This window comes from Bacillus norwichensis, assembly GCF_014836955.1.
Classification (GTDB): Bacteria; Bacillota; Bacilli; order Bacillales; family Bacillaceae_C; genus Siminovitchia; species Siminovitchia norwichensis.
Genome location: NZ_JACSPV010000033.1, coordinates 15,097 through 29,828 on the forward strand (window position 1 = coordinate 15,097; position 14,732 = coordinate 29,828).

13 protein-coding genes are annotated in these 14,732 nt (G+C 40.5%); 1 reads left to right on the forward strand and 12 read right to left on the reverse strand.

Going from position 1 to position 14,732, the window contains the following annotated elements; translation table 11 throughout:
• Window positions 1-126: 126 nt before the first annotated feature.
• From H9631_RS15915 to kynU, 10 genes are all read right to left on the reverse strand, one after another.
• A complete protein-coding gene (locus H9631_RS15915; protein WP_191814516.1) occupies window positions 127-1,410 on the reverse strand; it encodes a TRAP transporter large permease in 1,284 nt (427 codons plus the stop codon).
• Entirely contained in the window at window positions 1,407-1,892 is a 486-nt protein-coding gene (locus H9631_RS15920; protein ID WP_191814518.1) for a TRAP transporter small permease, read from the reverse strand. Before H9631_RS15920 ends, H9631_RS15915 begins: the two co-directional genes overlap by 4 nt.
• A 15-nt stretch (window positions 1,893-1,907) precedes the next feature.
• Entirely contained in the window at window positions 1,908-2,927 is a 1,020-nt protein-coding gene (locus H9631_RS15925; protein WP_191814520.1) for a TRAP transporter substrate-binding protein, read from the reverse strand.
• Between the two features lie 66 nt (window positions 2,928-2,993).
• On the reverse strand, window positions 2,994-3,782 hold the full coding sequence (locus tag H9631_RS15930; protein WP_191814522.1) for an IclR family transcriptional regulator: 789 nt from the start codon (window positions 3,780-3,782) through the stop codon (window positions 2,994-2,996).
• A 182-nt stretch (window positions 3,783-3,964) separates the two neighbouring features.
• Window positions 3,965-5,218 (reverse strand): MFS transporter, encoded by a 1,254-nt coding sequence (locus H9631_RS15935; RefSeq protein WP_191814524.1) that lies wholly within the window; start codon window positions 5,216-5,218, stop codon window positions 3,965-3,967.
• 270 nt (window positions 5,219-5,488) lie between these two features.
• Complete coding sequence (gene kynB / locus H9631_RS15940; RefSeq protein ID WP_191814526.1) at window positions 5,489-6,121, reverse strand: arylformamidase; 633 nt, start codon at window positions 6,119-6,121, stop codon at window positions 5,489-5,491.
• Between the two features lie 114 nt (window positions 6,122-6,235).
• Window positions 6,236-7,228, reverse strand: a complete 993-nt coding sequence (locus tag H9631_RS15945; protein WP_191814528.1) for a TauD/TfdA family dioxygenase — start codon at window positions 7,226-7,228, stop codon at window positions 6,236-6,238.
• A gap of 240 nt (window positions 7,229-7,468) precedes the next feature.
• Window positions 7,469-8,830, reverse strand: coding sequence for a sodium-dependent transporter (locus tag H9631_RS15950; protein ID WP_191814529.1), 1,362 nt, complete (start codon window positions 8,828-8,830; stop codon window positions 7,469-7,471).
• Between the two features lie 88 nt (window positions 8,831-8,918).
• Entirely contained in the window at window positions 8,919-9,698 is a 780-nt protein-coding gene (gene kynA, locus H9631_RS15955) for a tryptophan 2,3-dioxygenase (RefSeq protein WP_404801751.1), read from the reverse strand.
• 170 nt (window positions 9,699-9,868) lie between these two features.
• On the reverse strand, window positions 9,869-11,146 hold the full coding sequence (gene kynU, locus H9631_RS15960) for a kynureninase (protein ID WP_191814533.1): 1,278 nt from the start codon (window positions 11,144-11,146) through the stop codon (window positions 9,869-9,871).
• A gap of 166 nt (window positions 11,147-11,312) precedes the next feature.
• Here kynU and H9631_RS15965 point away from each other — a divergent pair, with 166 nt between their 5' ends.
• Complete coding sequence (locus H9631_RS15965; RefSeq protein WP_191814535.1) at window positions 11,313-11,927, forward strand: TetR/AcrR family transcriptional regulator; 615 nt, start codon at window positions 11,313-11,315, stop codon at window positions 11,925-11,927.
• A 192-nt stretch (window positions 11,928-12,119) separates the two neighbouring features.
• Here the strand turns inward: H9631_RS15965 and H9631_RS15970 are convergent, their stop codons facing one another.
• On the reverse strand, window positions 12,120-13,391 hold the full coding sequence (locus H9631_RS15970) for an ATP-binding protein (protein ID WP_191814537.1): 1,272 nt from the start codon (window positions 13,389-13,391) through the stop codon (window positions 12,120-12,122).
• A 323-nt stretch (window positions 13,392-13,714) separates the two neighbouring features.
• Window positions 13,715-14,428 carry a hypothetical protein gene (locus tag H9631_RS15975; RefSeq protein WP_191814539.1) on the reverse strand — a complete coding sequence of 238 codons (714 nt, stop codon included), beginning with the start codon at window positions 14,426-14,428 and terminating at the stop codon, window positions 13,715-13,717.
• Window positions 14,429-14,732: the final 304 nt, after the last annotated feature.

Sequence of the window (14,732 nt, forward strand, 5' to 3'; positions counted from 1 at the left end):
TTGTACTATCAATATATTGAAAACGCTATCAACGCTCAATCTTAGGATTCCTTATGATGAAATCATCCAGATTTTTTTCAAAAAAAAGTGACCCTGTCGGATCACGCAAAGAAATATGTAGGCTATTTACTTGTAAAGACCAGGAAGCCATAATACAGCACTCTCCCAATATGTGATGATCATCAATATAATTATTGTTGTAATCAAGAAGGGCATAATGGCTTTTACAAGAGATTCGATTTTGACTTTTGCGACAGAAGAAACAATAAATAATCCTGTTCCCACCGGCGGAGTTAATAAACCGATGGTTAAGTTGATTGTAACGATAACACCGAAATGGACAGGATCAATTTGATAGGTTACAAGAAGCGGCGCCAAAACAGGAACGAGTATAATTAAAGCTGCAATTCCATCCAATACCGTTCCTAACAAAAGCAATAAAATATTAACCAGTAAAAGAAACACAAGTGGATTTTCTGAAATGCTTAACATGGATTCAGCCATTAATTGCGGAATTCTCTCATACGCGATGATATACCCAAACAAATTGGCTGTCACAATTAAAAACGTAATTGTTGCCGTATTAACAACTGTGTTCAGTAAAATCTCTGGAAGATACTTTGCTTTTAACTGCTTATAGGAGAAACCGATAATAACAGCAATAATACAGGCAACAGCCGCAGATTCTGTCGGTGTGAAAATTCCACTTAATATACCATATATAATAATGAATGGGATGAGTAACGCAGGCAGGACATTCAGAAAGCTTTTGAAAATGTCTTTTGATGTTCCGCGTTCGCTTCTTGGAAAATTCTCTTTGACATTCATGAAGCCAATGACAATGATAAACCCAACACCCAGCAAAATTCCTGGAATGATTCCCGCTATAAACAGATCACCGATAGAAGCACCTGTCAAGGTACCATATATGATAAACAGCATGCTTGGTGGAATTACTGGAGCCACCACAGATGAAGCCAATGTAAGAGCTGAAGAAAATTCACGTGAGTACCCTTCTTTTTCCATTTCAGGTACCATTACTTTACTCATCATCGCCGCTTGTGCATTTGCTGATCCAAGTATTGAAGCAAGAAACATATTCGCTATGATAGAAACATAGGCTAAGCCCCCTTTAAAATGACCTATCAACACTTTGGCAAATTGTATAAGCCTGGTTGTAATCCCGCCGAAGTTCATCAGTTCACCAGCCAGCATAAAAAGCGGAATGGCGAGCAGTCCGAAATTATCCATCCCGGAAAACATTTTTTGAGGTACTGTCGCTAACAATGTGAGATTATCAGTTAAAAATAAATAAGAAAGAGATGTAATGGCCAAAACGAGAGAAATTGGGATTCCAATGATCAACAGCAGAATAAAAACGATGATAGTTGATATTAAGCCAAATGTCATAATACATCACTTCTCTTCGGTGTTTTTTTAATCAGATCTACTATGTAATCCAACAGATGAATAAAGGCAAAAGTCAATCCCACCGGCACTGACAGATATGGAATCCACATCGGAATACGCATGGAACTAGATTTCTGTGGTGACAGGGTCAGAACCCACTCATAGCTTAAATACAGTAATAAAGCAAGAGCTGCCAAAATAATGATATGGGTAATGATTAAGAGAATTCTTTTACCTTTTATAGAAAAACGGTCAATCAAGAAAGTAATAGAAGCTTGGGACTTATATTTAAGTCCCAAACTTCCTCCAAGAAAAGTCAGCCAAGTCATCATAAAAATACTCGCTTCATTCGCCCAGAACAGCGGGGCGTTTAAAAAATACCGGTAAACAACAGCAATAAACAATACTAGAGTTATTGCAGCCATCAATGAAATTGAGACAATTTTTTCAATCCTTTCAATCCAATTGCTTAAAGTTTTCATTATAAGCAGCCTCCCCTATTTGCGGAACGTATCAATAAACTCTGAGATCAAAGGATCTTTGGCCTTATATTTTTCGTCAAATTCCTTTGTATATTTTTCGAACAAGGCAGGATCAATTTCGTAGATGTCCATTCCTCTTTCCTTTAGAGTTTTGATAAATTCGTCTTCTTGGGATGCCCGTTTCATAGTAGCGAATTCAGATGCGGCTGCCATGGACTCTTCAACAATCTTCTTGTCCCCATCAGACATTTCATCATACAGGGCTTTATTGATGATCATGACAGAAGGCCATACCATATGATTGGTTAGAGCTCCATAACCGGTTACTTCGTTATAATTGGAAGTGATAGCTGCATCCAAATCCATATCCATTCCATCAATGACACCGGTTTGGGCAGATTGATAAACATCAGGTAATGAGATGGATTCCGGACTGATTCCAAGGGAGCGATACCAGTCTTCCAATGCCGGACTTGGTGTTACACGCAGACTTAAGCCATCCATGTCCTTTGGTGTTTCCACTTTTTCTCGGAACATCATTGTACGGTTACCGGAGAAAAAGTAATCCAATGCCTTTAACCCTTGATCATCCAACGTTGCCAGAATTTTTTTTGCTTGATCACTTTTACTTGCTTCCAGTGCTTCTTCATAAGAATTAAAAAGGTAAGGCGCAAACCATGCGCTGAACGCATCAGATTTAGATGTTAAGAAAGCGTTTGTAATAAACGCAAAGTCTAAAGACCCTGCTTCCAGCTGTTGAACCATATCAGAGTCGCTGCCAAGCTGTCCCCCAGGATACAGTTCCATTTTCATTCTTCCATTGGAACGTTCCTCAAGTTCCTCTGCCAACTTCTCTGCTGCTTCATTCCAAATATGATCAGACGGAGCAATATGACCTAACTTGAACTTATATGTTTTTTCTCCACCTTCCCCACTGGAGCTGGATGCTTTCTCAGAATCTCCGCTGCCACATGCAGATAAGAACATCAATACCACAATCAGCATGCTCAACAAACGGATTTTGTAGTTTTTCATAACAAAGTCCCCCTCATTTTGTGTTTTTATGTAGGTGAATCATGATGTAGCAATTAACCTATAATTTCAAGAGTATTTAAATTTCTTTGAATATTCACTCTCTGAACTTTTTACCTCTATATAACCAAGTTCGCGTGAGATTTCCTTTGCTGTGTTCACTACACTTTGAATGATATGACTTCTGTGAAGACTTTTCATATAGCTTGTCGGTCCTACTAAGTTTACTGAAGCAATTGTTTCACCAGAATATGACATAATTGGAGCAGCAATTGCATAAGTACATGTATCGTTCTCACTATTACTGACAGAATAGCCTTGTTGTCGTACAGTCTCTAAGTCTTTTTTAAGTATTCTGATATCCGTGATCGTATTGGGCCCTTGCTGTGATAGCCCTTTATCAATTGTTTCCTGAAGATAGGCATCATTATAAGCAAGCAAAGCTTTGCCTGCACTTGTACAATACGCCGGTTTTCTTGCCCCTAGATAGGTAGGAACTGAGTCAGAATCCTCCGAAGAAATTCTTAAAACAAAAACGACATCCCCTTGATCAAACATACCAATATGAGCTGTACCTTTAAATCTATTCGTCAACTCTTTTACTAAGGGCATTGCTCTATTATAAAATTCCTGCTGAAACATAACGCTATTATTCCATTCCAGCAGCTTCCATCCTAATCTATATTTCCTGTCAACATCTCTCATTAATACACCTTCATTGCAAAGGGTGGTAATCAGATGATGCGTAGTACTCCTGCTCAAACCAAGCTTTTCAGCTATCTCTGCATTTCCCATAACAGGCTCATCGCTTGTAAAACAGCTTATTATAGCACAAGCCCTTCTAACTGAAGCAATCATAGTAATCACTCCTTCTTCTTTTAGGAATTCTAACACTTGAATCCACTATCAAAAAGTATACAGATCTATGTCACCTCCCCTTCGGTAAGCGCTATCATTTTTTAAAAAAATGTTAAATATTACACATCAATATAATGACTAAACAGTTTATTAACAAGCAAGGAGTTTAACATAGTGAAACTTTATGTTTTTTTAATAAATTTTTTGAGAAAAACATGATGACTCCCGTTTTCCTTTTTCAAAACAGACATGGCACTAAGCAGAAAGACCATCACAACGAGCATAATAAAGGTCACAAAAAACCATCCAATCCTAAAAGATCCTGTAATATCCAAGATAAATCCGAACAAAGGCGGCCCTATGATTACTCCCCATGAACCGACCGTAATACTGAATCCCGTAGCGAGTCCAGACTGATTAGATGGGACAAGTTCTGTTGTTGCATTCATCCAAATCCCATTAAATCCTGAAACACTCAAACCAAACAGAAAAGCAATAGGAAGCATCGTCCAATACGAAGTTCCCGCTGGCAAAATCGCCACTAAAATAGATACACATGCGGCCATGAAGGAAATCATGAATAGTACAATGATCCTTTCACCTTTGAATAGTCGGTCACTGATCACTCCCCAGCCAATCCTGCCAAATGATCCGCCAATTTCAGACACCACCAGTAATGTACCTGACAGAAATAAACTAATGCCAAGTCTTTCATATGAAAACAACACTAGATAAGTGTTTAAAATCATCTGCGAACCACTTAAAATCAGTGCCCCCAAAGTGACAAACAGCAAGGGCTTATTCTTCAACAAGTTTTTAAAATTGTGAAGGGTATTTCCCCTCTTATCCGCTGAATTCTTGCTTTTCTTCTCTTCAGGTTCTTTGTATGAAATAAAAGTCAGTATCCCCGCCGCAAGCAAAATAACACTTGCCATTAAAATGGTCGGACGCCACCCCCAATGGCCTGCAATTGGTAATAACAACAATGCAGCCATGGCAGAGCCAAAAGTGACCCCCATTTGCTTAATTCCCATGGCAGTCCCTCTTTTTTCTGCTGGAAACCAAAACATAATTCCTCGATTTGTGGCAGGGTGTGATGCGCCATAGCCAATGCCTCCTGCGACTACAACCACAAGAAGTGGAATGAAAGAAGTGGTAAACGACATGAACAGAAAGCTCGCTCCAAGGCAAATGGTCAACACCATAAGCAGTTTTCTAGATCCAATTTTATCCGCCAGCAACCCTGCAGGTATTGAAATCAATGACTGTCCCAAAAATAAGGCTGCTGGCAGCATTCCTATTTGAGCCTTCGTTAAGGACAGATCATCACCTATAACTAAACCTAATGGAGCTAAACTTCTTCCCACAAATGCCACTAGAATTTGGATAAGTAACAGCCACCCCAGCATTTTCCAAGGTGATGTATTAGTATGCATGTAAAACAACTCCGTTAATTAATCAATTCATTCTTCTTCAAGACTAAAGAAGCATAATTTATTTAACTTTATCAGGTTGTTTCATTAAACAGCCCACTAAGTTTCATAAAGTGAAATCCCATGAGATTTTTTCTTTACACAAAGAGTAATGTCCAGAAATGGTTAACCACCTTTTATCCCAAAAAGTACAACACTTAAATCGTACTAAGGTAACTCTTGCAAAGAAACAAATAGGAGGACACTTGCTCCTAAAAGCAATGTCCTCCTATTTTAAGCAATCGGCCTCAAAACTGCCCTTACTGGGCTCCCATCTGCCCCCTCAATTGCAAGAGGCAAAGCAATTAATTCATAATCGCCGGGTTCCACACCAGTCAACACGATGTTCTCCAAAATATAAACACCGTTGTCATTCAGCGAATGATGGGCATCCATCGTTTTGCTGTCAACCGCATCAACAGATGGGGCGTCTGTTCCAAGCAGCCGAACTCCTTTTTCTTTAAGGAATGGACCGATATTTTCGCGAAAAATGGTAAATTTTTCAGGAAAATGCCCCAGGTCCCTTCCATCTGATGTTTTGAGAAGCAGCCGCTTCACACCATCCAAGTTGAACGGCTCCAATTCTTCTCTGCCAATCATCTCACAACCAGTTACATCAACAACCCGGGCCCCCCCGATATAGATATTGACATCCAGTTCATGAACTTTCTCTCCATTTTCGTCAAAGTGGTACGGAGCATCAATATGCGTACCGGTATGGGCACTTGTTGTGAATTGTCCGATGTTGACCGACCCCGTCTGTTCTTTCGTGAAACTTAGTTTGAAGGTAAACGGCGTATCACCTGGCCAAACAGCCATATCGTTAGTTAAGGGTTGTGAAATATCAATCCATGGTTTATTCTTCATCTCGGATCACCATCATTCTAAAAAAGTATGCAAGCTTTTGTTCTATTTTTGCCATGTGGAAGAACACCTTTCAAGAGTTTTGAAAAGGTGCTCTCTCCTTGATTTATTTTCTCCTTACTGAGCAGCAGCTGCCTTACTTTTCACAATACCACTGCGTGTAGAGAAGTCCGGAGCAAGCTCCCGGCTATTTGGCATTGTCAACCATAATCTTAATAAGTGGCGCCTGCGTTCAGGCTCTTCGTAGTCTTCAAACAAAGTCCGTGAATGGAGTACAATGTTATTGTTTGCGAATTGAATATCCCCTGGTTCCAGCGTCATATCCATACGAATGTTTTCATCATGAAGAATGGAATCTATCAAATCAAATGCCTCCAGCTCCACTTTCGATAGTGGAAAGCCCTGCTTTTCCTGTCCTGATTCGATATACTCGCGCATATATCTACAACTTAATTTACCGTCATAATAACTAAAGATCGGTGACAAGCCCTGCGATTTTTCAACACCCAGGTGGTCAAAGTAAAATGGACGGTATAGCAATCCAATATACTCCGGATGCTTTTCCATTAACTCATTATATAGGGTAGCGGTGCTTGCCAGGCTGCTTAAACCGCCTGATTTCGCCTTGCGAAGTGACAACAGTCCGACAACATCAGATAAATCTGAATGGTAAGGAAGATGTGAGTTTGTCTGGTAAACTCGCACACTTTTAGTATCTAGGGCTCCTACATTTTTAACATGCCCTAAGAGGTCTCCCTTTGCGTTTTGTGTTACAGGTATCCCCATGTGAAGTCCAAGTCCATAGTAAATGATGCTGGCTTCTTCATCGGTATACCTTTCAATCGGCAATCCACGAAGCAGTAAGAAACCTTTTCCATCTTCCAGCTCCTCTGCAAAGTAAGAGATTTCATCAGACAGATCTTCAATCGGAAAATCCTCTTTCGTAAAATCAGGAGCTTTTAACCCTTTTTTCTGAACCTTCTCTAGGGCATTTTCAAGTGATGCAATCGTTTTTTCGGACAGATAGTAGATCCAAGAATCATCTTTGGACAACTCCGATCCTTTCCAAGCTGATGACCCTTGAATTTTTTCCTTTAAAATCATTCCCATAATGAATCCTCCCCTTAAACAATTGAAATCGTTCATTTAATCATTGCCGGAGAAACCTTCTCCAACGGGAAATCTTTTTCCAACTGCCGGATACTGGTTCGTTGTGAAAACCCTTATTTCCCTACTTTGTGGAGATATCTGGAAACCCTCTCACTTTATTATACTAAATTATACAATTTAATAAATAGAAGCAATATTTAAAAGTATCAGGGAGTGACGGTATCAGAAAGAGCAAAACTTCTAATTTGTACCGTTAGGTCCAATAATCCCAAGCATATTCAAAAACACTATGACAATCGTAATCGGCACAACCCATGTCATCAAAATACGCCAAAAGGAATACAAACCAGCTGAGCCAGATCCGTTCAACTGGAACTCTTCTTTTACAAGCGCCTTATCCATGCGATGGATAATGAAGAGTGCGATGAGCAAGCTCCCAAACGGCAGCATGATGTTGCTGACAAGATAGTCAGTTGCATCAAAGATGCTTCTTTTAAAAATCGTAAATTCTGCCAGACTGCTTGAAGATAGTGCAGCAGGAATTGCCGCCAAGATGATAACTAATCCTGAAATCCAGGTGACTGGCTTTCGGGAACGTTTCCCGTTTGATGTAAATGCAGCTACAATGATTTCGTACAGACTGAACGATGATGTCAATGTGGCAAATAAAAATAAGATTAGGAATAAACTCAGGAATAATTCGCCAAATGGCATTTGAGCAAATACCGAAGGTAATACAATGAACAGCAGACCAGGCCCCTCAGTCGGCTCATAACCGAACGCAAAGACAACCGGAAAAATCGCGAGGCCTGCAAGCAAAGAAACGAAAATGTTCATTCCAACTACAGAACCTGCCGAAGAAGTCAAACTCACATCTCTCTTTAAATAAGAGCTGTATGTCACCATACAAGAAAAGCCGACTGCAAGCGAGAAGAACGACTGTCCCAATGCATATAGCAGAGAATCACCAGTAATATTTGAGAAATCAGGTGCCAGGAAAAATTTTACTCCTTCCATCGCTCCGTCAAGTGTCAAAGCACGTACAACCAAGATGATAAAAAAGATGAACAAAAGCGGCATCATGTATTTGTTCGCTTTTTCAATACCGTTTTGGACCCCCATGGAAATGACCAAAATGTTGATTAAAGAAAATAACAGTAAGCCAAGCAGTGTCACCCCAGGGCTCCCAACGACAGAACCGAATAATTCCGGATAATTGGCCCCTTCACCAATCACCTTGCCAACAACGGACCTTCCTGTATAAATCAACACCCAGCCTCCAACAACGCTGTAAAATGAAAGCAGCAGGAAGCAACCTAGAACGCCTAGTCTTCCGACCCACACCCAAAAGCTGTCAGGAGCCAGCTTTTTATATGCACTGATGGCTTCAGACCCTGACCCCCGGCCAATAATAAATTCTGAAACCAGCAGTGGCAGTCCAATCAGCAAAGTAAATGCGACAAAAATGAGGAAAAAGGCTCCTCCACCGCTCATTCCAGTGACATACGGAAACTTCCAAATTGCGCCAAGTCCAATTGCGGCACCCGCCGAAGCCAAAATAAAGCCAAGCTTGGATGACCATTGATCTTTTCTCTCCTCCATTTGCTCTCCCCCTCCTCTAAACCTTCTAATAATTTTTGACCAAAGCCATCATTAGCACACAAAAACTAATGATGACGGTAAAAGGCCCCTACAACTCAGTTCTCAAATCCCAAAGCTCAGGGAAAAATCGATGATCCAATACTTGCTTCAAATAGTTGACACCTGAAGATCCACCAGTACCCATTTTAAATCCAATGATTCTTTCAACGGTTTTCATATGACGGAAACGCCACTGCTGAAGCCAGTCTTCGATATCAACAAGCTTTTCCGCAAGTTCATACAGGCTCCAATATTTATCTACATTGCGATAAACCTCTCTCCAAGCTGCCGCTACTGTAGGATCACCCGAATAGACCTGTGAAAAGTCGCGTTCCAACAAATCCGGGTTAATATCGAAGCCTGCGCGCGCCAAAGCCTTGATAGCTACATCGTAAATGCTTGGAGCATTGTATGCCAGCATAAGGGCTTCATGCACCGCAGGATCTTTCTCATAGATTTTTAATATATGGGTTGATTTATAGCCAAGTGCGAATTCAATCAGCCTATATTGATATGATTGAAAGCCCGAAGCTTGGCCAAGAGAATCGCGAAACTCCAAATATTCGGCCGGAGTCAATGTAGAAAGCACATCCCAGGCCTGTATGATCTGAGTCTGAGTTTTGGATACACGGGACAGCATTTTGAAAGCCGCTTGCAGTTCCCCTTCATCAATCGCTTTAATAGCAGCCGTCATCTCATGCAGAATCAGCTTCATCCACAACTCGCTCACCTGATGGATGACGATGAACAGCATTTCATCATGATGGTCTGACAGCCGTTTTTGACTTGATAAAACTTTATCCAGGTTCAAATATTCTCCATAAGTCATGTTGTTTTTGAAATCAGTGTGAATCCCCTTTTCGCTTTCCAGTTTTTTATATAGCTCCGATATGGATTTTGACAATGTCTTCTCCTCCTTTTTGATATATGTTAGCGCATTCAATAAATGAATAAATTTAAAGAGCAAGGGATGTCCGGCTTAGCCGGAACACCTCCTGTTTATGCAACAACATCTCGTTGATTCTCAAATTTCTTGTATTCTTCGTTTTGCATGATTTTTTTCAAAATCTGAACGACCTGCCAGACTTCCTCAAATGTATTATATAGTGCGACCGGCGCCAGGCGGATTCCGTTTGGCGTACGGAAATCTGGAATAATATTATTCTCCTTCAGAGCTTTGCAAATCCTTGCTGCTTCTTGATGCTCTAGGAAAATATGTCCACCTCTTTTTTCATCGTCCCGAGGATTTGCCACGATAAAATCAAACTCACCTAATTCTGCATCAATCAATGTCATCATATATTCTGTCATTTTCAAAGATTTGTCCCGAATTCTTTCAATTCCTGCTTCTTCAAACATGGACAATGAGCCCAACAGTGGAGCAGCACTAAGCAAGTGTGGAGTCCCCATTTGCATCGACCCAGCATCTGGTGCCGCCGTCAATTCGTGCTCCATATCGAATTGCTTATTTTTATCCGAGCTGAACCAGCCCGCCAAACCTGGATTTATACCAAAGTGTTTCTTGTTTACATACATGCCGGCGACCGCACCTGGTCCACCGTTTAGATGTTTATACGTACACCAAAAAGCGAAGTCCACATTCCATTCACTTAAAGAATGGGGAACAGAACCAATGGAATGACATAAATCAAACGCTATCAAAATGCCGCGCTCATGTGCCGCTTTTGTCAACTTTTCCATATCTAAAATTTGTCCACTCCGGTATAAAACTCCCGCAAGAATAATGATTGCCACTTCATCAGACATGGCTTTAATGATATCATCCTCATCAAGTGTCTGCCCATCTCTGCTTTTCACCTGAATCAAATGCTCTTCAGGGTCCAGCCCATGAACACGAAGCTGGCTTTTAATTGCATATATATCCGTTGGAAAATTCAATTCATCCGCTAAAATTTTCGTTCTTTTTCCATTCGGCTTATAAAATGTCGATAGGATCTGGTGCAGATTAGCGGTCGTGGATCCGGTTACAATAACTTCCTTAGGATCAGCTCCAATAAGTGAAGCGCTTTTTTCACCAAGCTTTTCTGAAAAATAAAACCATGGATTTTCTCCCTTTAACCAGCCGTCAATTCCAAACTCCTTCCATGAATCAAGCATGGATAGCAGTGACCCTTCCGCTCTTTTTGATAATAGTCCTAAGGAATTCCCATCAAAGTAGATCGTTCCAGGTTGGATATAAAACTCATCTCGATACTTCTTCAAACCGTCCTCACCGTCCAACTGACGGGCATACTCTCTTGATAATTTCTCAGCCATATTACCTACTCCTTCCCCCTTGAACTTTCAGTATAAATTTACTATACCCGAATAGTTTATCACTAGTCAATGATATAATGTCAATGACATTATATCATTGACTAGATTGCCTGTGGACATTGAACAAGGTAAAATAAGATAAAACACCAAGGAAGGAGCAAATAGAATGGACGGTTCTGAGCACCTGTCCAAGCGACAGCTCCAAGCACTGCAGACGAGGGAGAATTTGTTGAATGCGGGGCGTTCAGTATTTTTGGAAAAAGGGTTTCAAAAAGCAACCATGACGCAGATCAATAAGCTTGCACACACAGGCTATGGAACAGCATACGTCTATTTCAAAAACAAAGACGATCTGTTTACAGAATTGATGGAAACAATCATGCAGAAAATGTATGATGTTGCGGCACTTCCCTTTCAGCCCAGTTCCAAAGAGGAGGCTTTCGCACAAATTCTAGAGCAAACCCGTCTTTTCATGAAATCAGCATTGGAAGAAAAAGAAGTGATGAAGATTGTAAAAGAAGCAATTGGCGTTTCAGCAATTGTTGAAGAAAAGTGGAATAACATCCGCGCCCGCTTCATCAAAGGAATTACAAAAGATATTTTATTTGTCCAGCAAGCCGGGCTGGTCAATGAAAAATTCGATGCTTCCCTAATTGCAAAGGGATGGTTTTACATGAATGAGCAGGTCATGTGGGAGCTTGTCCTTGGAAAAATCGAAGATGATCTGAATACAGTATCTGAAAACCTGACAAAGCTATATACGGGGGGACTGTATAAATAACATTTCCTCCAAGACAAGCATGCACTTGAACCCTCTCGAAGAAAACACCATGTCTTGTAGCATTAGTTGATTCAGAACGCAGCATACACTGTTTGAATGTCTGTTTTACTTTTTTCCTTTAAGAAAGCCTTTGAGCGATTTGCTCAAAGGCTTTAAAAATAATATCGTTCTACCCATTTACTGAAGCCAGTTTTATATGCCAAACCCAACTTTGGAATAGTCAGCTTCTCCCCACTCCTGAGTGCGGGTTTTTTCGTTGGCTGCTTCAAGGTTCCGAATGATGCTATCAATATCAACCGCTTGGTCGTAATGCCACTGAAGAGCCGCAGATGTGTACAGCTCGTTTAACTGGGCAATGGAGAACTTTTCGGTCTGCTCTGCGATATAAAGAATATCCTCTTTCGACATAAACCGTTCCATCTGTTTGATTTGAAGGAGATATTGAAGTCGAAGATCGAAATCCGGGCGTTTGATCTCATAGGCACGATCAAATCGGCCAGCACGATTGATTAAAGCGGGATCGATTTTTTCTGGATAATTAGTTGTTCCGATTAAGAAAATTCCTTCTTTCGAAGTGGCACCGTCCAAAGTATTTAAGAACACAGATCTCGAAGATTCCGGCATGGAGTCAATATCCTCAATCACCAAAACCATCGGTGCCATCTTCGCCACGATGGAAAAGACCTCTTTTATGGAGTAACTCGTTGTATATTCCGTGATCTGCCAATAAGCAACAGGAGCATCAATACTGCCCGCAATAGATTTCACGAGCGTTGTTTTCCCATTGCCCGGCTGCCCGTAAAGCAGAATACCCCGTTTATAAGGGATATTATACGTTTTAAAAAAATCGCCGCTTTCATTGAAAAATTCGTCAATGGAACGGTAGATTTCCGATTTCAGTCCCTCTTCCAACAGCACGTCGTCCCTGCGAACAAGGGAAGTGACTCTCTCCTTTTCCCGTTCCACACCTTCTTCCGTGTCAGTGAAGACGCTGACGGAATCCTTCATGATTTCCTTTTGGCGATCGTAAACATATTGCAAAAATGCTAGCAGACTATCATCGCTTTTCGCATAAATAAACTCATGCTGATAATCTGTAAAGCTTTGGAAAATGGGGAGCTTGACCAATGCAATTTCAAAATCCGGATAAAAATAAACGGCATTATTAATGGATGGCTTGATGACAAAGCCATTTTCATTTTGCTCATAGTCAATACACCCTGTTTCCACGTGATCATAAATATATGAAAGTAATTCTGCTTTACCACAAGCTAAATCCTCTTCGAGGACATTCCAAATTTCCTCCACATTTTCATTGTCAAGATACATTTTCAGTATGAGGCCCGTTTGCTTTAATATAAATCCATGAACTCGGTCCAGCGCCACACCGTAATCGTAATAATTCGGCAAAATTTCGCGGTTATTTTCTGGTAATCGAATAATAAATGATTCTTTCAATGTCATTTCCTTCCGTCTATATAGGCTGTATTACACACTTTAGTTTACTGGAAAATGAACAAATTGAAAAGGCAATCCGATTTGGAAACCAGCGACTAATTCGGTAAAAAAATTGTTACCTCAAATCTACTCGAAACGCGTTGCCAATCATATTTCTAGTTTGACTGTTTTGTCTTTATTTGATTACAGTTTCACGATCAATAAAAAAACGGGCACTATTACGCTCTTGATTAGTGACCCGTTTCTACAGTAACAGCGGAAAACGAGCATCTTAATGCTTGAAAACTCCCGATTTTCCAATAATTACCGATTTTAAATACTTATTTCATTCAAGGATGACCTTTTGGAAATAACATAAGCTCTTCTTTAAATGGAAATAGTTTCATCTCCCTTGCTTTTTCTCCATGATTGATCATGATTTCGTGAAAGATCTCCTGATCGGTTTTTCCATCCGTGTTTACACCTAGCTTCTGAGCCGCATTGTGAATCATTGTTTTTCTTACATCCATAGCCACCTCACGAAGATCTCTGCCCTCCGTTTGAATGCCGTATTCTTTGGCATACTTCAGGATTTGAGCCTTACGCACCTCGTAAGTGAGCTCTTTCAGTGATTTTCCTTCACTAGTAATCCCCAGCTCAGCTGCTTCTTTTTTCACCTTCACTTCTTTGATTTCTTTCTTCAGAGTTTTAATATCTTTTCCCTGAGTACTTATTCCATATTGCTGTGCAATTTTTGTCACCCAAACTGTTTCAATCTCTTTTTCCAATTGATCTGAACTTTTTCCTTCAGTTGAAATACCTAGTCCTTCTGCATGCTTTTTGATGGAGACATCACGTATTTCCTTCTTGAGCGTTTCCATATCTTTGCCTTCCGTATCAATTCCCAGCATTTCCGCATATTTCTTTATCATTTCCGGATTGTTTTTAAATTCGCGTTCTCCCCACTTCGTGTCATGCTTTTCCGCTGACACAGCTGATCCTATGCCGCCAAAGACCCCTAGGGCAATAACCGTTGCAAAAAAATATGTAGCTAGCCTTTTCATTCAAGCTTCCTCCTTTAAGTGAATAACTCGCTTTTAGCATGCCCTTTTGTAAAATTGTCATGAATTAAAAATGGGGTGAGATGATATCCAGGAAAGATATTTGTCCAAAGAAAACCCAAAAGTAACATCATCGATCCTCCAACACTCAAACGCGCCTTGACGTATTTGTACCCATATATTTTCGCTCTACGCTCGATGCATTTCCTTTGTAAATTTGTAACACTCGCCGGAAGCTTTAGGGTTTGAACCCACACTGAATGGAATACCAATAGCCTTTCATCTCACCACTTATAGAGGTCGGAGA

Excerpts from the sequence above, each read along its gene's own strand:
- H9631_RS15915 (WP_191814516.1), bottom strand. The coding sequence starts at position 1,410 with ATGACATTTGGCTTAATATCAACTATCATCGTTTTTATTCTGCTGTTG.
- H9631_RS15920 (WP_191814518.1), bottom strand. The coding sequence starts at position 1,892 with ATGAAAACTTTAAGCAATTGGATTGAAAGGATTGAAAAAATTGTCTCA.
- H9631_RS15925 (WP_191814520.1), bottom strand. The coding sequence starts at position 2,927 with ATGAAAAACTACAAAATCCGTTTGTTGAGCATGCTGATTGTGGTATTG.
- H9631_RS15930 (WP_191814522.1), bottom strand. The coding sequence starts at position 3,782 with ATGATTGCTTCAGTTAGAAGGGCTTGTGCTATAATAAGCTGTTTTACA.
- H9631_RS15935 (WP_191814524.1), bottom strand. The coding sequence starts at position 5,218 with ATGCATACTAATACATCACCTTGGAAAATGCTGGGGTGGCTGTTACTT.
- kynB (WP_191814526.1), bottom strand. The coding sequence starts at position 6,121 with ATGAAGAATAAACCATGGATTGATATTTCACAACCCTTAACTAACGAT.
- H9631_RS15945 (WP_191814528.1), bottom strand. The coding sequence starts at position 7,228 with ATGGGAATGATTTTAAAGGAAAAAATTCAAGGGTCATCAGCTTGGAAA.
- H9631_RS15950 (WP_191814529.1), bottom strand. The coding sequence starts at position 8,830 with ATGGAGGAGAGAAAAGATCAATGGTCATCCAAGCTTGGCTTTATTTTG.
- kynA (WP_404801751.1), bottom strand. The coding sequence starts at position 9,698 with ATGACTTATGGAGAATATTTGAACCTGGATAAAGTTTTATCAAGTCAA.
- kynU (WP_191814533.1), bottom strand. The coding sequence starts at position 11,146 with ATGGCTGAGAAATTATCAAGAGAGTATGCCCGTCAGTTGGACGGTGAG.
- H9631_RS15965 (WP_191814535.1), top strand. The coding sequence starts at position 11,313 with ATGGACGGTTCTGAGCACCTGTCCAAGCGACAGCTCCAAGCACTGCAG.
- H9631_RS15970 (WP_191814537.1), bottom strand. The coding sequence starts at position 13,391 with ATGACATTGAAAGAATCATTTATTATTCGATTACCAGAAAATAACCGC.
- H9631_RS15975 (WP_191814539.1), bottom strand. The coding sequence starts at position 14,428 with ATGAAAAGGCTAGCTACATATTTTTTTGCAACGGTTATTGCCCTAGGG.